The 21,431-nt window shown below is 36.9% G+C and carries 20 protein-coding genes; all 20 read right to left on the bottom strand.

Going from position 1 to position 21,431, the window contains the following annotated elements; all coding sequences use genetic code 11:
• Positions 1–127: 127 nt before the first annotated feature.
• The 20 genes from JOE23_RS16975 to ispE all read right to left on the bottom strand — a co-directional run bounded on the left by JOE23_RS16975 (position 128) and on the right by ispE (position 21,125).
• Entirely contained in the window at positions 128–658 is a 531-nt protein-coding gene (locus tag JOE23_RS16975) for a hypothetical protein (protein WP_204440512.1), read from the bottom strand.
• 332 nt (positions 659–990) lie between these two features.
• Positions 991–1,401 (bottom strand): S1 domain-containing RNA-binding protein, encoded by a 411-nt coding sequence (locus JOE23_RS16970; protein WP_204440509.1) that lies wholly within the window; start codon positions 1,399–1,401, stop codon positions 991–993.
• Positions 1,402–1,477: 76 nt separating this feature from the next.
• Positions 1,478–1,858: an FtsB family cell division protein gene (locus tag JOE23_RS16965; protein WP_204440507.1), complete on the bottom strand. Its 381-nt coding sequence runs from the start codon at positions 1,856–1,858 to the stop codon at positions 1,478–1,480.
• A 47-nt stretch (positions 1,859–1,905) separates the two neighbouring features.
• Positions 1,906–2,472 (bottom strand): spore cortex biosynthesis protein YabQ, encoded by a 567-nt coding sequence (yabQ, locus tag JOE23_RS16960; RefSeq protein WP_204440500.1) that lies wholly within the window; start codon positions 2,470–2,472, stop codon positions 1,906–1,908.
• On the bottom strand, positions 2,469–2,771 hold the full coding sequence (gene yabP / locus JOE23_RS16955; protein ID WP_017470331.1) for a sporulation protein YabP: 303 nt from the start codon (positions 2,769–2,771) through the stop codon (positions 2,469–2,471). Before yabP ends, yabQ begins: the two co-directional genes overlap by 4 nt.
• Before the next feature lie 68 nt (positions 2,772–2,839).
• The gene (locus JOE23_RS16950) at positions 2,840–3,103 is read right to left on the bottom strand and encodes an RNA-binding S4 domain-containing protein (protein ID WP_204440498.1); all 264 of its coding nucleotides are present in this window, start codon (positions 3,101–3,103) and stop codon (positions 2,840–2,842) included.
• Entirely contained in the window at positions 3,093–4,559 is a 1,467-nt protein-coding gene (yabN, locus tag JOE23_RS16945) for a bifunctional methyltransferase/pyrophosphohydrolase YabN (RefSeq protein WP_204440516.1), read from the bottom strand. The genes JOE23_RS16950 and yabN overlap by 11 nt, the downstream gene beginning before the upstream one ends.
• Before the next feature lie 5 nt (positions 4,560–4,564).
• Positions 4,565–6,133, bottom strand: coding sequence for a putative polysaccharide biosynthesis protein (locus JOE23_RS16940; RefSeq protein ID WP_204440496.1), 1,569 nt, complete (start codon positions 6,131–6,133; stop codon positions 4,565–4,567).
• A 318-nt stretch (positions 6,134–6,451) separates the two neighbouring features.
• Positions 6,452–8,479, bottom strand: a complete 2,028-nt coding sequence (gene ptsG, locus JOE23_RS16935; protein WP_204440494.1) for a glucose-specific PTS transporter subunit IIBC — start codon at positions 8,477–8,479, stop codon at positions 6,452–6,454.
• A 274-nt stretch (positions 8,480–8,753) separates the two neighbouring features.
• Positions 8,754–9,596: a glucose PTS transporter transcription antiterminator GlcT gene (gene glcT, locus JOE23_RS16930; RefSeq protein WP_204440492.1), complete on the bottom strand. Its 843-nt coding sequence runs from the start codon at positions 9,594–9,596 to the stop codon at positions 8,754–8,756.
• A 241-nt stretch (positions 9,597–9,837) separates the two neighbouring features.
• Positions 9,838–10,371, bottom strand: coding sequence for a stage V sporulation protein T (spoVT, locus tag JOE23_RS16925; protein ID WP_204440486.1), 534 nt, complete (start codon positions 10,369–10,371; stop codon positions 9,838–9,840).
• A 270-nt stretch (positions 10,372–10,641) separates the two neighbouring features.
• Positions 10,642–14,166: a transcription-repair coupling factor gene (gene mfd, locus JOE23_RS16920; protein WP_204440484.1), complete on the bottom strand. Its 3,525-nt coding sequence runs from the start codon at positions 14,164–14,166 to the stop codon at positions 10,642–10,644.
• A gap of 104 nt (positions 14,167–14,270) precedes the next feature.
• Positions 14,271–14,501 (bottom strand): anti-sigma-F factor Fin, encoded by a 231-nt coding sequence (locus tag JOE23_RS16915; RefSeq protein WP_204440482.1) that lies wholly within the window; start codon positions 14,499–14,501, stop codon positions 14,271–14,273.
• 81 nt (positions 14,502–14,582) lie between these two features.
• A complete protein-coding gene (pth, locus tag JOE23_RS16910; protein ID WP_204440480.1) occupies positions 14,583–15,140 on the bottom strand; it encodes an aminoacyl-tRNA hydrolase in 558 nt (185 codons plus the stop codon).
• Positions 15,141–15,344: 204 nt separating this feature from the next.
• Complete coding sequence (locus JOE23_RS16905; protein WP_204440478.1) at positions 15,345–15,986, bottom strand: 50S ribosomal protein L25/general stress protein Ctc; 642 nt, start codon at positions 15,984–15,986, stop codon at positions 15,345–15,347.
• Between the two features lie 171 nt (positions 15,987–16,157).
• Positions 16,158–17,111 (bottom strand): ribose-phosphate diphosphokinase, encoded by a 954-nt coding sequence (locus JOE23_RS16900; RefSeq protein ID WP_204440476.1) that lies wholly within the window; start codon positions 17,109–17,111, stop codon positions 16,158–16,160.
• 21 nt (positions 17,112–17,132) lie between these two features.
• Positions 17,133–18,509 (bottom strand): bifunctional UDP-N-acetylglucosamine diphosphorylase/glucosamine-1-phosphate N-acetyltransferase GlmU, encoded by a 1,377-nt coding sequence (glmU, locus tag JOE23_RS16895; RefSeq protein ID WP_204440474.1) that lies wholly within the window; start codon positions 18,507–18,509, stop codon positions 17,133–17,135.
• Between the two features lie 173 nt (positions 18,510–18,682).
• The gene (gene spoVG, locus JOE23_RS16890) at positions 18,683–18,973 is read right to left on the bottom strand and encodes a septation regulator SpoVG (protein ID WP_204440472.1); all 291 of its coding nucleotides are present in this window, start codon (positions 18,971–18,973) and stop codon (positions 18,683–18,685) included.
• A 415-nt stretch (positions 18,974–19,388) separates the two neighbouring features.
• A complete protein-coding gene (gene purR, locus JOE23_RS16885) occupies positions 19,389–20,201 on the bottom strand; it encodes a pur operon repressor (protein WP_204440465.1) in 813 nt (270 codons plus the stop codon).
• 69 nt (positions 20,202–20,270) lie between these two features.
• The gene (ispE, locus tag JOE23_RS16880; protein WP_204440462.1) at positions 20,271–21,125 is read right to left on the bottom strand and encodes a 4-(cytidine 5'-diphospho)-2-C-methyl-D-erythritol kinase; all 855 of its coding nucleotides are present in this window, start codon (positions 21,123–21,125) and stop codon (positions 20,271–20,273) included.
• Positions 21,126–21,431: the final 306 nt, after the last annotated feature.

Genomic DNA, 21,431 nt, shown 5'->3' with positions numbered 1-21,431 from the left:
TCTTTCCCCATTTACTGTTTTTTCTCTAATTATACACAAAAGTACCCTATAGGTAGACTTTTTTTAAAGTGTCTACTCTATAGGGTACATTTTACATAATTGTGGAGTGGCTTTTCTTTAAAGCAAGTTACTCAACAGTAACTTCACCTTCTACAGTCCCAGCTAAATCTGCAGAAGCTTGATAATCTTCATTTGCAAAGATGACATCACCAGTAACGGTAGCTGTTTCATGTAACAAGAAACCATCAGCTTCAACATAAACATCTCCGTCTAGTGTTCCTCCTTGGAAATTTAAGTTTTCACTCTGAACCACAAGTTGTGGCACAGTAATTGTCCATTGATCAACAATTTTTCTATCATCATCTTGTGTGTAGGCAGCAATTTTACGATATACATCTTCATTCTCATCATCACCATCATGGAATGTCCCTGCTACAACTAAGTCTTCCTCAAGTGTCATATCACTAGTCGGAATAATGATCCAAGTTCCATTTTCATCGGCTGCCGCATGAAGACCTTCTGCATCTTCAGCAAACGATGCTGCAGATACTGCATCAGTGCCCTCTTCATCAGCTGTATCTGTTTCATCAGTACCTCCACCACATGCTGCTAATAAACCAACTGTTAAGAGCATCGCTAATAACCATTTGAATTTCATTTCAGTTCCCCCTATAATCATATAGTTTGTACATTCTTGTACAATCATTATCTTAACATATTTTTTAAACTTATTGTATATAAATGTTGATAATCAAGTGAATAAATTCACATTGATAGTATGGTCATTCTCTTTATATTTATTCTGTTTTGTGGGTAATTTTTAATAACTCAACTTTCTCATCTGAATTTTCAGGTTCAGCCAAGACAAGCACAAAAAAGCTGGTTACCCCATAAATGGTCGCCAACTTTTTAAACTCATTGTGATTCTATATAATATCGGTTATAATTGCACGTCACTATAATATCAATCCCACTAAATTAGACAGCAAGTTAGCCTTTTTTAGCACCTCGACCTCCACGTTTTGATTCAGTGTGCTTACGTAATGAAGCTAGGCGATCTTCAGAATCCTTTAAAAAGCGATTCATTTTCGCTTCAAAATTCTCTGTACGATCTCGGTTTGATTTCGGTTGACTAGCGCTCGTCTTCCGACGTCCTTGACTAGGATTATCTTTAGCTTTCTTAATTGATAACCCAATTTTTCCATCGTTTTCAACATTAATGACCTTAACTGTGACTTCATCTCCAACAGATAAGTGTTCATTAATATCTTTCACATAATTATCGGCAACTTCACTAATATGAACGAGGCCTGTCTTTCCTTCAGGTAATTCAACAAACGCTCCAAAATTAGTTATTCCTGTTACCTTACCCTGCAACTTGCTGCCTACTTCGATTGACATAAAAAAAATGCTCCTCCTTAAGAATTAAAAAAAGATATACTTCTCCCTACATTATAGCTAAGCAACAAAAACAATGTCAATAAGCAGGCTCCTCTTCTGTTAGTTTAAAGACAATTTCTCCTTCATCTGTGAAGAAATAATTTGTTTTTGCGATACGAAGTACATAAGATTCATCTTCTAGTAAATTTATTTCTTCTAACAATGACTGTTCTTCTACTTTTAAAGTGCGTATTTCTTGTTCAAGCTTTTCATATTGGTCCTGCTTTTCAGCATATAATGCCCTTTGATTCATATGATAAGTAAATAGCGTAAAGAAGGTGATCACAGTCACAACAGCAAATAGCGTCAAACGCCTACGTAAAAGACGCTTTCTTTTTCGTTGTCGTTCCACATGAGCATCATATTGATTCATGTACGTGGAATTAATTCTAGTCACTTTGTGTTGACGTTTACCCATCGCTTGACACCTCCTTTACATATGATCCTGATTATTTTTAAAATGATTCAACGCTTTTGTTTATTAATCATATTCTCTATTTTACTATAGATTCCTGCCATTGAAACTAAGTATTTTTTCACATTTTTCGGTAATAAGCGACAAATGAGTCTTAATACCCAAACAATTGGTCTGATTAAAAGAATAAGTATTTTTTTCCCAAATAAAATAATAAACCCTACGATCGCTATAACTACCTGATAAAAAATGATTAATGGTTTTACAATCATAACGTAGATCATTTGTTTAATAATATAAATAATTTGGCTAACGATCATTATCAAGCGTTCTAATAAAGATTGATAGAATGTTCGACAGCATGAACAGTAAATCCAAAAGCCAAAAATAATCATCAAAATAAAATATAAGTGGACTTGTCCATTATTTATTTTGACAAGACAAAAAAATACGATTAATGCTTGGCTAAGCCAAAATAAAAACTGAAAAAGGAAATTTAAAAACGTATTCCCATTAAATCTTCCTATTAAACGCTCATTTGTATCAAACATAGCTCCTAAATAAACGCCAATGATCATCATAGTAATGAATGATAAAAATTGGATATCAATACTCATTTGAATAGCTTTCCTAAAAAGCCTTTCGATTGATCATGCTGGTGATCATCTAAATAAGAGAAATCCATTAGTTTTCCTTTGATTTCTACCTTACCTTGCGTCACATCAAGGGTCTTAATTTGCAAATTTTCCCCTCTAATCATTAAATAGCCCAAGACGGTTTCTAATAAAAATTCTTCATTGTCAAAACTATCAACTTCTTTCACACCAGAAATCTCAATCATTCGGCGATTGCGAACTTTGACTTCATGTTCAGTAGCTTGCGTTGGGGCTGAGTAGTGGTTCGTTTCTTGGATCATTTATATTCCCTCCTTTAATCACTAGTATGATATGTAAGGAGGGCGCTCGATAGAACTATTATTCTTGACTATTCTTTTTTTATCTGCTCTTCTTTCACAATCGAATAAAGCGTTGTTGCTTCATCTTTTCTCACCACGTCTTTAGTGGAGTCAACTTTAATGGTTACGCGTTTTTGGCCGAACTGAATGACCAATTCATCATCTACCGCTACATTTGACGATGCCTTTGCTGGATTACCATTAATTGTGATTCGGCCTTGATCTGCAACTTGCTTAGCTAATGTACGCCTTTTGATTAATCGTGAAATCTTTAGGAATTTATCAAGTCTCATCTGTCATCCTCCTCTTTGCTTCGTCCCATAAGTGATCTAATTCTTTAATTGACATATTAACCCATTCACTTCCGGCGTCTAGCACCTTGCGTTCTATATATTGAAAGCGCCTGGTGAATTTAATATTGGTTCTCCTTAACGCTAAATCACTATTAACTTTATAGTAACGCGCCAAGTTAATAATCGCAAAAATAAGATCGCCAAACTCTGCTTCTATCTCAACTGACCGACCACTTTCTATGGCCTGCTTCACTTCTTCTATTTCTTCTGTTACTTTAAGCCAGATATCCTCAGGGTTGTCCCAATCAAAGCCTACTTTAGCTGCTTCTTTTTGTATAGCTTCAGCCCTTACTAAAGTTGATGCTGATTGCGGAATACGATCGAGAAGAGAATCGGTAATCTGATCAGCTTTCTCATCAGCTTTTATGGCTTTCCAATTGGCGATCACAGTTTCAGTGTCTTCAGCTTTTACATCACCAAAAACATGAGGATGTCGACGAATCATTTTATCCGTAATCGAACGAACCACATCATCAACTGTAAAGTATCCGTGATCTTCCCCTATTTGGCTATGTAACATCACTTGCAGGAGGATATCTCCTAGTTCTTCAATGATATGATGATCGTCCTCTTGATTAATCGCATCGATCAATTCATATGCTTCTTCTATTAAATAATGGCGAAGGCTTTCATGTGTTTGCTTCTTATCCCAAGGACAGCCACTTGGACCACGTAAGACAGCTATAATTTCGCGTAGTCGATTGAATTGATGGTTTAGCACTTCTTTTTTAGCTGGGTGCACATAAACACTTGTGAGATTACTTAATTCTACACACTGATCTAGCTCGACTAACGGGATCGTTTCCATCTCAGCTTTCGAACTCCCAACTGATTTAATAATCACTACCGGGTGATCGGGTTGCAAATCTTCCAGCAAAGTTAATTTTAATTCTGAAGCAACCATTTGGTCATAAACCTGACAGAAAATAAGATGTTGCATATAGTTAATTTGACTACGTTCAAAACTCGTCGCGTCTAAAAACTGAAACCCTTCAATGGGATCAATGTGTATCGCAGTAAATAAGGCGTCTAAATAACTCTGGCCACCAACAATATCAATGTTAACTTCGTCCTGCTCAAGTAATAATTGCACCGTTCGTTCAGCTAACATTGGATGACCAGGTACCGCATATAGAATATGTTTGTTGTGTTTAGCTTGCTTGAGCAGTTGCTCGACAATCGCTTCATATACCTCTTCAAACTGATCATGTTGTTTATAAATAGGATCAAATGAGGTAAAGTTGACACCCTGTTTCTCTAATGATTCTAGCACAGGATGATCGTTTGTTCGCACAAACAAAGGAACCTCTGCATTTATTAATTTATGATAAAGTCCTATTGTCAATTGATCGAGATCTCCTGCACCAAGCCCAATCACTTCAATTTGTGTTTTCATCATCCTCAGCCTTTCTTTAAAAATCGTTTTAACGGTAACACATCAAGCTCTTGATCAGTAAAAGCACCTTGCTTAATTAAAGCCTTGAAATAAACACATACGCCTAGTATTACAAATAGTAAAATATAAAGAAACTGCCCTGACCGTGGTAAAAAGCTGAATAAAGTCTTAAACAATTGATTAAAACCGAACACTACAATGATCATAAGCATTAACGATACGCTAAAACTTTTCCAAGGAATTTCAATAAGCTTTTGATGAGGGACAACTTTTTTTAAATAGATAAGATTTAGCCCCAATACCACAACCGTCGCTATAACTGTTGCTAACGCTGCTCCCGATATATCGATTACCGGTATAAATAATAGATTAAGCAACAATTTCACAATCACACCAACTAAAACAAATAAGGCTGTACGGAAGATATGCTCTAACCCTTGTAAAATAGCCGCTGTGGAAATAGCTAACGAGGCAAAAATAATCGTTAACATAAAAATCTGTAAACTGAATGTACCCGTATTCTCTAAAAAAAGCACCGTGTTTATTTCTGGAAAAAGAACAATCAATCCAGCTGTTGCAGCACTAGCTAGGTATAAGGTGAAACGCCATGTACTAGAAATATAACTGGAAAAGCGCTCTTGATCCTTGGCCAACCTTGCTTTTGTTACAGAGGGTATTAAAGCTAATGTTAATGATGAAGCAATAACAATGCCTAACTGTGCAAGAGGTTGACCACGATCTAAAATACCCTTTAATGCCTGTGCTTCATGTAAAGAAATACCTGCACCAACTAATTGTGGCACAAGTGTTAGCGCATCAATAAATTGAAGCAGTAGCAATAACATATGATTAACGGCCATAACTATTCCATAACCAATAATGGTCGAAAATACATGTCGTCCACTAGTGCTTATTTCCTTTTCAACCGGCTGTTTATCAGGATAACGTTTTTTATAAATTAATAATATAATCACAGCACCCATAGCACCACTTATCGATGCAAGTGCAGCCCCTGTTCCAACGTCGTAAAGAGAGCGGTCAAATTGAGTAATAAAAGCAGCCGCTCCAATGATCAAACTTACGCGAATGACTTGCTCAACAACTTGCGAAGCAGCTGTAGGAACCATATTATTTTCCCCTTGAAACTGCCCTCTTAAACTCGAGATAAATGGTGTAAGTAAAAAAACGCACCCACTCACTTTAATTGCATTCGTCAAACCTTGATCTCCCATCACTTGAGCAATTATCGGAGCAAGGATATAAATGACAGCAAAAATCGTTAGAGAAAAAAAAGTAAGTTGAATGAAAATCAATTGTTTAAGCTTTTTTGGTAAATGGCCTGTATAATTTGCGACTAAGCGCGAAATTGCTGCCGGGAAACCATATAAAGCTAAAACAGTCGCCGTTCCAATAAACGGGTAGATTTGTTGGTAAACATAAAAGCCCACATCTCCGGTAATATTTTGCAAAGGAATACGATAACCTGCGCTTAATACTTTGCTAAGTAATCCAGCATAAGTTAGTAAAAAGGCACCTCGAAAAAGCTGGCGCCGTTCTATAAATTTTTCATCCATAATAAAAGAACCTTCCTAGCTTTACAATTGACTTCATTATAGCACACGATGATTTGAAAAACTTAGCTTATATTAACTTCCATTCCAAAAAATCATCACCCACTCTCTCTTAACCAAACTACTGGTGAATATATGATAAATACATAAAGACAAAGGAAATAACGGAAACACCGTTGTGATAAAAGCATAAACCCCAGAAGTGCGTTATGCTTTCCCTGTAACGTAAGTCAAGTCTTCGCTGACTAACGTCCAATCAAAAAAACCTTGTACACATATGTGTACAAGGTCAAATTTGATATACTGAATGGCTAACAATCACTATCTAAGTGCAACAAACTCGGCTTGATTCATTTCAATCTCACCTTGTTGTACTTCTACCGTTTTTCCTTCTTCCAAGTTTGTGAAAATAATTGGTGTTACGGTTGAAGTAGCGTGCTCACTAATGTAGTCTAAGTCAATTTCCATTAGTAAATCACCTTTTTTCACGGTTTGGCCTTCTTCAGCAACTTGAGTGAAACCATTACCTTCAAGTTTTACTGTATCAATACCGATATGAATCAGAATCTCTAAGCCATTATCTGCTTGAATGCCAATGGCATGTTTTGTCGGGAAAATATTGAGAATTTTACCGTCAACTGGCGAAACGACTTTACCTTCCGTTGGCTTGATTGCAAAACCGTCACCCATCATTTTTTGAGAAAAGACTTGGTCTGGCACTTCTTCAATAGACAATGCTTCACCAGTCATTGGACTTGTCATATCAATGGAATCAACAGAAACCGCTTCTTGTTTGATTTCTTCCTCTGACTTTTCTTGTTTACGAGGCGCCTTACCATCGATAATATCTTGCATTTGTCCACGGATCGTATCAGATACAGGTCCGTATATCGCCTGAATGTTATTACCAACTTCCATAACTCCTGAAGCACCCAATTTTTTCAGGCGGTTCTTATCAACATTTTTAACATCGGCCACACTAACACGAAGGCGGGTAATACATGCATCAAGATTGGTAATATTATCTTTGCCACCCATCGCTTCCAAGATGTTATATGGACGATCATCACTAGAACCGGTATTGCCGTGACCATCATCATCTGCTTCATCTTCCCGTCCAGGCGTTGCTAAGTTAAATTTCAGAATCGCCCAGCGGAAACCAAAGTAATAGATCACACTGAAGATGAGACCGATAATGATCACCCACCACCAAGCTGTTCGGTTAGGCATCACACCGAATAGAAGGAAATCAATTAAACCACCAGAGAATGTCATCCCAATTCTAACATTTAAAATATGCATCATCATAAATGATAATCCGGCAAAAATCGTATGGATACCGAATAAGAGCGGCGCCACAAATAAGAATGAAAATTCAAGTGGTTCGGTAATCCCTGTTAAGAAAGAAGTTAACGCAGCTGAGGCCATAATACCACCAACCAGTTTCTTCTTTTCTGGCTTAGCAGTATGATAAATCGCTAATGCTGCAGCAGGAAGACCAAACATCATAAACGGAAATTTACCTGTCATAAAACTACCTGCTGTAAAGTCAACCCCATCACGTAATTGAGCAAAAAAGATTGTATAATCCCCACGCGCTAATTCACCAGCTGATGATGTATATTCACCAAACTCAAACCATATAGGAGAATAAAATACATGGTGAAGACCGAAGGGTATTAAAGCCCTCTCAATTACACCAAATGCGAATGTTGAGATGGTTCTATTTGTTTCCAACATTACATAAGATAATGAATTTAATCCTTCTTGAGCATACGGCCAAACAAACACCATAATTATACCTAATATTAATGAGCTAAACGCTGTAATTATAGGTACGAAACGCTTACCAGCAAAAAATCCCAGAAATTGTGGTAATTCAATTTTAAAGAAACGGTTGTACATATAGGCTGCAAGTACACCTACAATAATACCTCCAAACACACCTGTTTGAAGCGTATCAATCCCCAATATGTGTTCATAAGCTGGATTATCTTCAGCCATTTCTGGTGTTACACCTGCAAACACACCCATGGTTACATTCATTATTAAGTAACCAATAATAGCTGCAAGCCCAGCAACACCATCACCTTTAGCTAAACCTACCGCTACTCCCACTGCAAATAAAAGCGGCAAATTATCAAATACAACACCACCAGATTCACTCATAACTAGCAATATTTGTTGAATAACATCATTACCAAACACAGGGAACCTAGCAACAAAATCATCTTGAGCAAAACTTGTACCAAATGCAAGTAAAATACCTGCTGCTGGTAAAAGGGCTACCGGTAACATCAATGCTTTACCGACTTTTTGAAAGGTACCAAAAAGATTTGATTTTCCCATCCTAATTCCTCCTTTTTATTAGTTATACATCAACTTAGTCTGTGTCATTAAACAAAAAATATAAGGGCTAATACAGTTCATCGATCACACACCATTTGAAAAATTCACATTCGCTTGTCTTTAACAAATCGTGTCATTTTTCTGTACAAGTACTTTGAAATTTTATACTTCTAATATGTAAAAAAAAAGCATGAGTAAGATAACTTTATGGTCAGTAGTAGCCTGCCATTAAAGTTTTTCTTCACTCATGCCTGATCGAGTCAGTAACACGCAACTAAGTTGTATTTGTCAATCGTTGTAAATGAATCGTTAAGTATAATACTTCTGTCTCATCAACGGGGCGATTTAACTGTTTTTGCATAACTTTTATTAACTTCCACGCTAGATTGTAGCACAGCGGATAAGTTATTTTCAATACATTTTCTAAATTATTTTGTTGGCCTAATTTTTCACCTTGATAAACACGATCAATAGCTCGGTGTAGATGCTGAATTAAACGATTAAAATTGACATCACCTTTGACTAACTTAATTTCTAATCCATCTTCGATTACTTCGATCATTTGCGAAATAAGTTTGTGATGTTTATTTAAATCCCTAATCTTTTTATCGGTGACTGCACTATGAATGTGTAAAGCAATAAAGCCTACTTCACCATCAGGCAAAGAGATATCTAAATGTTTTTTTATTTTTTCTACAATTTCACGAGCAACCTGATACTCTTTTGCATAAAGCGATTCAATTTCGAAGAGAAAAGGGTTACTAAATTGTATCGATTGATCTGCTCTTCTAATTGCAAATGTTAAGTGATCGGTTAGTGCGATATGGATATGTTCGTTTAATGGCCGATCCATCCGCTCTTCAATATAAAAAATAATATCATTTAAAAATTGCATAAGTTCATGGTCAACATGTTTTATTAAATACATATATTGTTCCATTTCTTGCTCATCGGTAAGTAAAAATGTCTTTTCTGCTTGGTCAGATGGAACAGGGTCACCTTTGGAACGGTTAAAACCAATTCCCTTACCAATCAAAACAACCTCTTTATAGAGGGGGTGCTTGGCAATAACAACATTATTATTAAGGGCTTTCTCAACAATAACCTCTTGTTCCATAGCTTTCCTCCAAATCTTTGACATGTCATTACGTATACTATCGTAGCGATAAATGATCATCTTGACAAGTGAAAAATTTTATTTATTCCATATTTTAAACAATCCGAATGTTCTCAACACGAAAAACTAAGACGATTCGTTAATTAGCAGTCACGAATGCCTTAGTTTTTTTAGTAAACATGCGGTTGTCTAGATTAGATCAAGCAAGAGACAAAGCAAACATTCTGATCGTTTTGGTCCCTTATTGCATTTGTCTTCCTAAAAAGTTTGCTGCAATCTCAACCGTAGTCGTATCTTGTTCAGTTACTTTATCGTCTTTTGAGTATATAATGACAGCACCTACAGGATCACCATTAGCAATGATCGGTTGTATGACATAAGAAGCGTTAATGACAGGCTGATCTTTAACTAACTCCAAAGCAACATGTGATTCTTTAATTAATGGCTTACGCTCATTCATCACACGTTCAACTAATTCAGCAACATTCTTACTTATATAATCTTTCTTGCTTTCTCCTGCAACAGCAATGAACATATCACGATCACAGATGAGTATCGATTTGTTTAACGTATCAAAAAGTGCTTCAGTATATTCTTGAGCGAAATTGCCTAATTCCTGAATAGGGGAATATTTCTTGAGAATAACTTCCCCTTCGCGGTCAACAAAAATTTCTAGAGGATCACCTTCTCTAATTCTTAATGTGCGTCTAATTTCTTTCGGGATAACAACGCGTCCCAAATCATCAATTCTTCTAACAATACCTGTTGCTTTCATGTGTTGAAGCCTCTCTTTCTATGCTAAATTATTCATTCGTTTTTTTAAAACGAAACGTGTTCATGCATGGTCTTGCTTGGCATTAATAAAGCCCTGACTTATTTATCGACCTATACCGCTAGACTATTAATCGTATAAAACGAACCTTCAATTGGGTGAATCCGAACATAGCATCCGTTATCTCACACCTAAATGATGAGCGGCGGTTATCTGCGATAAATAAGTAATTGTGCAATTAGTATGGTTATCCAAAACAGGAACTATACATCCTTACTGTTTTAAATTTTCCAACGCCTCTAAAAATGAGCTGACAAACTGATATCGATCCGGGTATGTTCGTTTTTCAAAATGAAAAGTTATCGTTAATTTGTTCTGATCCGTACCTAACAAAAGCATTCTTCCAAAATCATTGGCATAGTTAAATAACTTCTCACCGTCAATGCGTTGGCTCGCTTCTTCATCAAGGCTAATAACAATTTTTTGCTTTAACTCCTTCAGTGTTTCAACACGTTGGGATTTCGCAATAATACGAAGACGGGCAACTTGAATAAGATTTTCCACCTCCGCAGGGAAGTCACCAAAACGGTCAATTAGCTCATCTTTTATATCTGCTAATGTATCAAAATCTTCGGCTGATTGGAATCTTTTGTACATATTTATTTTCTGCTTGCCATCTTGAATATAGTGATCAGGAATGTAAGCATCTAAGATTAGCTGAAGTTCTGGATCAGGTGCTTTCCTTTCAAGAAGGTGACGATCGCTTTTTCTCCGTTCAATTGCTTCTTTTAACATCTCTGAATAAAGATCAAAACCAACAGAATCGATAAAGCCATGCTGCTGTGCGCCAAGGATATTACCGGCACCTCGAATCGATAAGTCACGCATCGCAATTTTAAATCCAGATCCAAGTTCGGTAAACTCCTTAATCGCTTGTAATCGCTTTTCAGCAACCTCTGTCAATACTTTGTCTTTTTGATAAGTAAAATAGGCATAAGCAATGCGATTGCTTCGACCCACTCGGCCACGTAATTGATAAAGTTGACTTAGTCCCATTCGATCTGCATGATCAACGATCAATGTATTAACATTAGGAATATCCACACCGGTTTCAATTATTGTTGTACTAACCAAGACGTCATATTCACCTGCTAGAAAGGCAAGCATCACATTTTCAAGCTCTGTTTCATTCATTTGCCCATGCGCAACGGCCACTTTTACGTCGTCTACCAACATTTGAATTTCTTGCGCCTTTTGTTCAATGCTTTCAACCCGGTTATAGAGAAAAAAGACTTGTCCTCCACGCCCCATCTCTCTCTCAATCGCTTCCCTTAAAAACATTGGGTTAAACTCTAATACATAAGTTTGAATAGGAAAACGATTAGCCGGAGGGGTCTCAATCACAGATAAATCACGGACACCAAGCATCGACATATGAAGTGTTCGGGGTATTGGTGTTGCGGTTAATGTTAAAACATCGACATTTGTCTTTAACTGTTTAATCTTTTCTTTATGTTTTACACCAAAACGCTGTTCTTCATCAACTACTAATAACCCCAAATCTTTATACTCAACATCTTTAGATAGCAAACGATGTGTGCCAATAACAAGATCAATTACGCCTTCTTTCAATCCTTTTAACGTCTCAGTTTGTTGCTTGCGAGATCGAAACCGACTTAACAATCCGATCTCAATAGGATAGTCTTGAAACCTTTCTAAAACGGTCTCGTAATGCTGCTGAGCTAAAATAGTAGTGGGGACTAAAATAGCGACTTGCTTTCCCTCAATAATAGCTTTAAAAGCGGCCCTAATCGCTACCTCAGTCTTCCCATACCCCACATCACCACATAGTAGCCGGTCCATTGGCCGAGACTTTTGCATATCTTGCTTAATTTCTTCAATGCAACGTAATTGATCTTCTGTTTCTTGATAAGGAAAAGCGGCTTCAAATTCCTGTTGCAAAACCGTATCTTCTCCAAAGGCAAATCCTTTCGTCGCTTCACGTTCTGCATACAATTTAATTAAATCATCTGCAATATCTTCAACTTTGGACTGTACTTTTTGTTTTACCTTCTTCCATTCTGTCCCACCCAGTTTATAAAGCTTAGGCTCTTTGCTCTCAGAACCTACATACTTCTGCACCAAGTCAATTTGATCAATTGGGACAAATAACTTGTCATCTCCATTATATTTTAACAGCATAAAGTCTTTATGGATTCCCTGCACTTCTAATGTTTCAATCCCGACAAATCGACCAATCCCATGGTTGACATGAACAACATAATCGCCTACCTGTAACTCCTGATAGCTCTTAATACGCTCCGCATTTGATATTTTTTGCTTCTTGGGCTTACGCCGTGTTGATGTCGCTTTAAATAATTCTTGATCGGTTAAGATGGCTAACCTATGCAAAGGCAACTCAAAACCTGTTGTGAGGGTTCCTACCATAACAACAGGTTGCTTTAATGGCAATTGTGTGGTTTCATCTGCCAAGCCAACTTCAATTTGGTAATCAGCTAAAATCGATTGAATCTTCTCAGCTCTAGTTGGGGTTGGCGCAATAAAGACAACAGAATAATCAGCTTTTTTCCATCTATTCATTTCATTCTGTAACAAATGCATTTGTCCATGAAATTGCTGCATGGCACGACTCGAAACATTGACAATATTCTGTGGTGATGTGTTAGCAACATGCCTCAAAAAAACAGATAAATATATTTTTTGCTGCTTCATACTTTCCCAGATATGATTCCAGTCAAAAGAGATCGGTAAATCAATGACCATCTTATGCTCTGTAATCATCGATTCAAGCCATTCTGCTTCTTCTTTATCCAAATGCTGCGCCGTTTCTTGTATCCGACCAATCTCATCAAGGTATAAATAACCTACTTCGCCTAAATAATCTAGTAAACTAGCAGGCGTCTCATAGAAATACTGACTATATTTATACATATCTTGAAATTTTGTATTTGCTCTTAACTGCTCTAAATCATAACTCAAATGCTGATGGATCTGTTCTTTTACTTTTGGGTCTTTTACTTTTTTCAATGAATATGCTAATCCTTGTTCCAATCGATCTGCTACTCTACTCATATCTTGGTCAGTTAAGAGCGCTTCGGTAACTGGACGCACTGATATGTCATTTAACTTGTCTAAAGATCGTTGCGTTGATGAATCAAAGTAACGAATAGAATCAATTTCATCATCAAATAATTCTATCCGCAGTGGATGATCTTCTGTTATGGGATACATATCAATGATACCTCCCCGCATACTAAACTCTCCTGGGTTCGATACCATTTCAACGCGTTCGTATCCCATTTGTATTAACATATTTAGGTGCTCTTGTATGGATATTACTTTACCTACTTGAAAGTGCAGTCGAAATCGTTTCCAATAATCGACTGGGGGTAAAATGCGTTTTAACGCGGCTACCGGAGCTATTAAAATACCATTGTCCTGCTCCAACCATAAAGATAAGGCAGAAATACGTTGACTGCGTAACTCTGGACTTGCCACCGCCATCTCAGCAGCCATTAATTCGTTAACTGGATAAAGATGCACATGGTCTGGCTCTAATAGTTCTAGTAAGTCTTCATATAATTGTTGAGCTTGTGTTAATTGATTAGTTATAATCAATGCGCGACGCTTTACACTATGATGGATGCTAGACACCCATATACTTCGAGATGACCCAGATAACCCTGTTACAAGCTGTTCATGCAAATGCGTTTCTAAACCTGTGACAACGGATTGGATATCGTCATGCTCGAGTAAATATTTATCAATGCCTTTCATGTTTTTCCTCCTAATCATTAAATCCCCATTATTGCGCATCTATACGTACAAAAATGCCTTGGTTTAAACAACCAAAGCTTTTTATACATGAAAAGAACCTATAGTTAATGAATAAAATAATCAAATTCATGATAGACTGGGTATTTATAAAGCGCCGCTTCACAACTTTCACATATGACAAAAACATCAACATTTCCAGTATGATTATACTTGATCATATTTTTTTTCTGTTCAGGCGCTAAATGGTTAAAGCCTAATTTTTCTAAATTTAACCGTTCATGATTAAGCTCTGCAATCGTTGATTGACAATGTTTACAGCGGTAATGAATACGCACTTTATTTCCCTCCTAGAACAACACTTATTATAGTGTCTCCGATTTGAGGGAGGTTATACATCTATTAAAATAATATGTATATTAATTATATTCATTCATAACTTCAATAAACGGTTTATTCAGCCAAGATTCACAAGCATTGACTGATTTCTCAATACTATCAATCAAAGCAGGTTTTTCAGATTTTGAGAACTTACCTAGTACATGATCGGTGACCGTCACGTCATGCTCAGGACGATCAATACCAATGCGAATACGATTAAATTGTTTCGTCCCTAAGTGATCGATAATGGAACGTATACCATTATGACCTCCGTGACCACCCGTTTGCCTCAACCGAATCTTTCCAACAGGTAAATCAAGGTCATCATAGATAACAAGCAAATTTGCTGGTGAAATCTGATAAAAGTCCATGAGCGGCTTCACACTTTCTCCTGATAAGTTCATATAGGTTTGTGGCTGTAAAATGATAAGTTTATCATTGTTAATGGTCTCTACTGTATAATGTCCATTAAATTTATTTTTTTGTAATTTCCAACCATGCTGTTCACACCATTGATTAATTACCATAAAACCTACATTGTGTCGTGTTTTATCATACTTTCGACCCGGATTACCTAATCCAACAATACATTTCATCGTTTATTCATCTACCTTTAAATTCATATATGCCTTTTATTGTACTTTGTTTTTCTTTAAAAATAAAGCGATACTGGTTCTTATCATATAAAGTGCTAACCCATTCACTCTTCTTCATCAGCATGATACATCCAATTAGCAGGTGTGAGGAGATAATGAAAAAGCTTGGACGCAGATGTGGTGGTCCAAGCTTTTAGTGCCACTTTATTCTTCTTCAGTATTGCCACCTTTTTGATCAACAAGCTCAGGTTCAGCATCCGCATCTGGATCTGGATCTGATGGCTCTAAATCTTCTGTCGTGTCAGGTGCTGTTACGGTAACAATCGTTGTATTTTCGTCTTCTAAAACTTCATAATGTTTGCCCTCTTTTAGATCTGAAACCATCACCGCGTCACCAACATTTAACCCTGAAACATCAATTAATATCTCTTCTGGAATATCGGCCGGTTTTGCGCGGACCAACAATTCATACATCGGTTGTTGTAATACACCGCCTTCTTTAGAACCTAATGCTTCACCCTGTAAATGGACAGGTACTGAAACATCCATTTCTTGAGACATATTAACCACATAAAAGTCAGCATGTAATAATTGATCTTTAAGCGGATCTACTTGATAATCATGAAGCATAACATCTACACTTTCACCATCAACATCAAGAGAAATGATAGCATTTCGCCCTTCATCACGAACCGTTTTTAATAAGTCAATGCTATTTACCGAAACCGTTCTAGGCTGTTTATTGTGACCATAAACAACGGCCGGAATGAACCCTCCATCTCTTAATTGATGGGTGTTTGATTTTGATAAATCTTCTCTTAGATTTGCCTTTAGTTTAACTGCCATAGTGCTCAACCTCCAATAATTTTCGTTCATAAAATTTGCTTTTCCAACTAACTAACATATAGGAAAAGTTTTATTTATCTAACGTCATCATCTTGCTTGACGGACAGATAATAAACGATACTAATGGTTACAATTCCCTTTTGACAATCATGTTAAACCTATTTTTGAAAATTAATCAAATAAAACACTAACTGATAACTGCTCATGAACACGAATAATCGCTTCGCTAATAAGTGGTGCCACAGACAAGGTGACGACTTTCTCTGTTTTCTTCTCTTCAGGTAACGGGATAGAATTTGTAACAACAAGTTCTTTAATTGGTGATTCACCCACACGTTCCATAGCAGGGCCGGATAAAACCGGGTGTGTACAACATGCATATACATCATTAGCACCATTCTTTATAAGTGCATTAGCTGCCAAGCTGATCGTACCCGCTGTATCAATCATATCATCAATTAAAATAGCCGTTTTTCCTTTTACATTTCCTACAATATTCATGACTTCAGCAACATTAGGCCGTGGACGTCTTTTATCAATAATAGCAATAGGAGCTTTTAAGCGCTCTGCCAATTGTCTTGCCCTAGAAACACCACCATGATCAGGAGACACAACAACAACATCATCAAACTTTTTCGAACTCCAATAATCCCCCAAAATAGGAACACCAACCAATTGATCAACTGGAATATTGAAAAAACCTTGGATCTGTGGCGCATGTAAATCTAGTGTTATCACCCGTGAAGCACCGGCAACTTGTAAAATATCTGCCACCAACTTAGCAGTGATCGGCTCTCTTGCACGTGCTTTTCTATCTTGACGCGCATAACCATAGTATGGAATAACAACATTGATCGTTGCTGCAGAAGCACGCTTTAACGCATCAATCATAATCAATAATTCCATAATATGCTGATTGACTGGAGCACTTGTCGATTGAACAACATAAACATCACAGCCACGAATACTTTCCTCTATATTAATTTGAATTTCCCCATCACTAAAACTAGTGACTGAACACTTCCCCAATGGAACTCCAATCTGTTCTGCTATCTCTGCTGCTAAATGTGGGTTAGAGTTAAGTGTAAATACTTTCAAAGTACGATCTTGATATTCCGTTGACATTTCGTCAAACCTCCATGTTATCTATTTTAATAATTTATTAAGCTTTTTTGCATAGTTTGCTTTGTTTTCTTGCTTTGCTCTTGCGATTGATAGAGATTCAGCTGGAACATCCTTATTAATCGTAGAGCCAGCTGCTACTAAAGCGCCTTGACCAATTGTAACGGGAGCGATTAAATTCGCATTACAACCAATAAACACATTATCTTCGATTGTTGTTTTATATTTCTTTTCCCCATCATAGTTAACGGTAATCACACCGCAACCAATATTAACATTTTTACCTATTTCAGTATCCCCAATATAACTTAAATGGGACACTTTACTCCCATTGTTAATGGTAGATTTCTTTACTTCTACAAAATTACCAACTTTAACTTGATCTTTAATTTGGGTAGCAGGTCGTATATGTGCAAATGGCCCAATCTTAACATGTGAACCAATATTGCTTTGGTGTGCTACACTGTGTGCAATTTCAGTTGATTCGCCAATTTTACAGTCCTCAACTTCACTATTGGGTCCAATCACCGTGTGACTTCCTATATAGCTATCCCCTTTAATTATAGATCCCGGTTCTATAATAGCATCAGATGCAATCTTTACCGTTGGAGCAATATAAGTATGGTCAGGGTCAATAATCGTTACACCATTTCTCATATGCTGCTCATTAATACGTTGTTTCATTAGCTTTTCAGCCGTCGCTAAAGCGACACGGTCATTTACACCTAGTGTTTCATTAGGGTCAGCTGTCTGAAAAGCTGTTACTTTATGTCCTTGCTTTTGCGCAATTTCGATTACATCTGGCAAATAATATTCACCCTGATTATTATCATTAGTTACATGAGCAAGTGCTTCGAAAAGAAATTGGTTGTCAAAACAATATGTACCTGTATTTATTTCTTTAACTAACAATTGATCTTGATTAGCATCTTTCTGTTCAATTATTTTTGCAACATGACCACGTTGATCTCGAATGATACGACCATAACCTGTCGGGTTATTAATGGTAGTGGTCAATACAGTCACCTGTGCTTCAGCTTGCAAGTGATGCTCAAACAAAGCATCAAGCGTCTCCTTTGTTAACAGAGGGGTGTCACCACACACCACGATGGTCATACCATGGTCATTTTTTAAAAGTGGTTCAGCTTGTAAAACCGCATGGCCCGTCCCTAATTGTTGATTTTGAACAACATAGTCCGTTATATCTCCTAGCTGATCTTTAACTTGTTCTGCTCCAGCCCCCACCACGGTGACCATCTTATCAAGCTTTAACGCTTGTAATTGATCAACAATATGTTGAACCATCGGTCTACCCATTACCGGGTGAAGTACTTTATATAGCTTTGATTTCATCCGTGTACCTTGACCAGCAGCCAAGATTACGGCGTATTTATTTATCATGAGGGAAACCTCCGTCATTTGTTTTTATGTATTGACATTAAAATTATACCACTAACGAATATATCTTAAAAGGTTAAGCATTTCAATATGCTCCCCTATATCTGTTGAAATATTGACACAGAAAAAGCCCAATCTTAGTGATTAGGCTTATCAAACAAAAAAATAAAAATGATTTAAGAGACCCCTGCTTCCTCAAGCTTTGATTCTGGCTGGTTAGCATGGTGATACTTTGCTAGAACAGCATCTTGAATTTTCGCTCGCATATTTGCATTAATAGGATGGGCAATGTCACGAAACTCACCATCGGGTGTACGCTTCGAAGGCATTGCAACAAACAATCCATTATTCCCATCGATAACCCGGATATCATGAATCACAAATTCTTCATCTAAAGTAATCGAAGCAATGGCTTTCATTCGACTATCACTTGTTACGCGGCGTAATCTTACATCTGTCACTTCCATTATGATCACCACCTTTTTCCTTTTGAACTTATTTTAAATACTAATTCAACAGTCTAATTCTAAATTCCTGCTTAATTTCATTTATTTTGAAAAAATCTTTATTTATGACAAATTATCGCATTTTCACTTTCACCCAAAACCACAACAGCTATGTAAAGTGAACCTTCAAGCAGTTTTCGGTCTTATCCCACTGATTGGTCGTTGAATCAAAACATGGGCGTCCGTTAGCTCCCGTCTAAATAGATGAGCTCCACTTTCTATTTAGAGGCGACGTTTTACGGACACTTATCTGTGATAAAATAAAACCGAACACCTTCAATGTTTATAAATTGAAGGTGTTCGGATCTTAGGTTAATGCGTTAATTCTGCTTTAGTTATGGTTATGCAAGCATTCTCTTATCGCCTCATAACAGGATTATTCAAAATAATTTCCTGGTGATACCTCAATGTGGGCATTTTTAACATCGACATTGGAGATTTGCAGTAATGATGTGTAATCATTAACAACACGCTCATCTTCCTCGTCTTCTGCTTCAGCTAAGACACCAATAGCCGCTACATTTGCACCAAATTCCTTGAGCAAATTTTTCATCCCATCAATTGTGCCACCAGCCTTCATAAAGTCATCAATAATACAAACCGTTGACCCTTGAGCGAGACTCCTTTTCGTCAATACCATGGTTTGAATTTTACGAGAAGAGCCTGAAACGTAATTAATACTGACGGTTGATCCTTCTGTAATCTTCGGATCACGACGTACGATAACAACAGGTACATTTAGGAAAGATGCAACGGCGTACGCAATGGGAATGCCTTTTGTTGCTACCGTAACAACTGCCTCAATATTTAGCGGGGCAAAAGCATTGGCAAATAGTCTTCCTATCGTACGCACCGTATTTGGCTCACCTAGAATATCACTCATAAATAAATAACCACCAGGCAAAATTCGATCTGGATCCTCAAGTCGCTTAGCAAGAGTGTTTATAAAATTTATACTTTGCTTTTGTTCATATTGGGGGATATAGCGAACGCCTCCACCCGCCCCAGCAATCGATTCTAAATAGCCTATCCCTTCTTCTTTAAGCATTTGATTCATAATCGTTAAATCTTCACTAATCGATGACTTAGCAGCATCGTATTGCTTGGAGAAAAAAGGTAAGGATATTAATTGCATAGGGTGCTCTAAAATATATCGTGTCATACCGATTAATCGATGACTTCTCTTCATTTTTCCACCTCTGAAACCGAATATTTTGCACCAAATATACCATTTTATACGGTTTTAATCAAGTCGTTTTCAAACACCTAACAATCGAACGACAAAAACTTCTTGACAAAAGCCTCGTAGACTATTATAAATTCGATCTGCTCTACTCTCTTGACGTGTCAGCCCATAAACTGTCGGACCACTACCACTCATTAACACAGCATCTGCACCAGACGATTCCATTAACGTTTTAATTTGACCAACTTCCGAATACTGTTTTAATGTTACACTTTCTAAAACATTGCCTAAATGGTCAATCATTAGTTGGTAGTCGTTCGTCTGAATAGCTTTAATCATCTGTTCAGTATTAGGATGATCTATATTGCTTAAATCCAGATGTTGATAAATTGAAGGTGTAGAAACCCCTATAGATGGTTTAGCTAATATCACCCAACAAGCAGGAGGGGTAGGTAATGTCATAATCTTTTCACCACGTCCCCGCGCAATAGCTGTCGAATTGTAAACACAAAAAGAAACATCAGATCCTATTTGAGCACCTAATGTAGCTAGTTTATGTGTTGAAATATTTAAGGACCAAAGGCGATTAAGACCTCTTAAGGTCGCCGCTGCATCACTACTTCCCCCTGCTAACCCAGCAGCAACCGGAATCTGTTTATCAATTATAATTTTTATGCCCTTTGTTATGTTATAACTTCTTTTTATTAATTCTGCAGCTTGATACGCCAAATTTCTTTCATCATTTGGAACATACTTACTTTCAGATTCAATCACAATTTGATCTGTTTGGATTTCAATAAGTTCAAGGCGATCAGCCAAATCAATGGTTGTCATCACCATTTCAACTTCATGGTACTGATCAGGTCGTTTATAAAGTACATCTAAGGTTAAGTTAATTTTGGCTGGCGCTTTTTCAAAAACACGCATCTTTGTCATCCTCTTCTAGCATTTTCCTTTAACCATTGGTTGTAATCACATCATAACATATTTCCAAATAAAAAGACTGTTGATTTTAAAATCAACAGTCTTTTAGTGATAAATATGAGGGTGAGACAAAACTCAGTTGCAATATATTTCGGTAATGGAAAATCAAAAGCACATAGCGCTAAGAACTTGAAGAGACCAAACAATCGCACAAAAAATGAACGGCTTAGTGCTAACACAAAAAAACACCACTAGAGTGGTGTTGATAAAACTGCCTATACCAAGACATAAAGAAAGCAGCAAATGATA

Source organism: Amphibacillus cookii (assembly GCF_016908375.1).
In the GTDB taxonomy this organism is placed as follows: Bacteria; Bacillota; Bacilli; order Bacillales; family Amphibacillaceae; genus Amphibacillus_C; species Amphibacillus_C cookii.
This window is presented reverse-complemented; position numbering and strand designations above follow the sequence as displayed.

Coding starts and splice junctions, on each gene's coding strand:
- yabN (WP_204440516.1), bottom strand. CDS start 4,559: ATGAAAACACAAATTGAAGTGATTGGGCTTGGTGCAGGAGATCTCGAT.
- JOE23_RS16940 (WP_204440496.1), bottom strand. CDS start 6,133: ATGGATGAAAAATTTATAGAACGGCGCCAGCTTTTTCGAGGTGCCTTT.
- JOE23_RS16975 (WP_204440512.1), bottom strand. CDS start 658: ATGAAATTCAAATGGTTATTAGCGATGCTCTTAACAGTTGGTTTATTA.
- pth (WP_204440480.1), bottom strand. CDS start 15,140: ATGAAATGTATTGTTGGATTAGGTAATCCGGGTCGAAAGTATGATAAA.
- yabQ (WP_204440500.1), bottom strand. CDS start 2,472: ATGAGTATTGATATCCAATTTTTATCATTCATTACTATGATGATCATT.
- JOE23_RS16965 (WP_204440507.1), bottom strand. CDS start 1,858: ATGGGTAAACGTCAACACAAAGTGACTAGAATTAATTCCACGTACATG.
- yabP (WP_017470331.1), bottom strand. CDS start 2,771: ATGATCCAAGAAACGAACCACTACTCAGCCCCAACGCAAGCTACTGAA.
- spoVG (WP_204440472.1), bottom strand. CDS start 18,973: ATGGAAGTGACAGATGTAAGATTACGCCGCGTAACAAGTGATAGTCGA.
- spoVT (WP_204440486.1), bottom strand. CDS start 10,371: ATGAAAGCAACAGGTATTGTTAGAAGAATTGATGATTTGGGACGCGTT.
- ptsG (WP_204440494.1), bottom strand. CDS start 8,479: ATGGGAAAATCAAATCTTTTTGGTACCTTTCAAAAAGTCGGTAAAGCA.
- purR (WP_204440465.1), bottom strand. CDS start 20,201: ATGAAGAGAAGTCATCGATTAATCGGTATGACACGATATATTTTAGAG.
- JOE23_RS16905 (WP_204440478.1), bottom strand. CDS start 15,986: ATGGCAGTTAAACTAAAGGCAAATCTAAGAGAAGATTTATCAAAATCA.
- JOE23_RS16900 (WP_204440476.1), bottom strand. CDS start 17,111: ATGTCAACGGAATATCAAGATCGTACTTTGAAAGTATTTACACTTAAC.
- glcT (WP_204440492.1), bottom strand. CDS start 9,596: ATGGAACAAGAGGTTATTGTTGAGAAAGCCCTTAATAATAATGTTGTT.
- JOE23_RS16970 (WP_204440509.1), bottom strand. CDS start 1,401: ATGTCAATCGAAGTAGGCAGCAAGTTGCAGGGTAAGGTAACAGGAATA.
- glmU (WP_204440474.1), bottom strand. CDS start 18,509: ATGATAAATAAATACGCCGTAATCTTGGCTGCTGGTCAAGGTACACGG.
- JOE23_RS16950 (WP_204440498.1), bottom strand. CDS start 3,103: ATGAGACTTGATAAATTCCTAAAGATTTCACGATTAATCAAAAGGCGT.
- mfd (WP_204440484.1), bottom strand. CDS start 14,166: ATGAAAGGCATTGATAAATATTTACTCGAGCATGACGATATCCAATCC.
- ispE (WP_204440462.1), bottom strand. CDS start 21,125: ATGCGTGTTTTTGAAAAAGCGCCAGCCAAAATTAACTTAACCTTAGAT.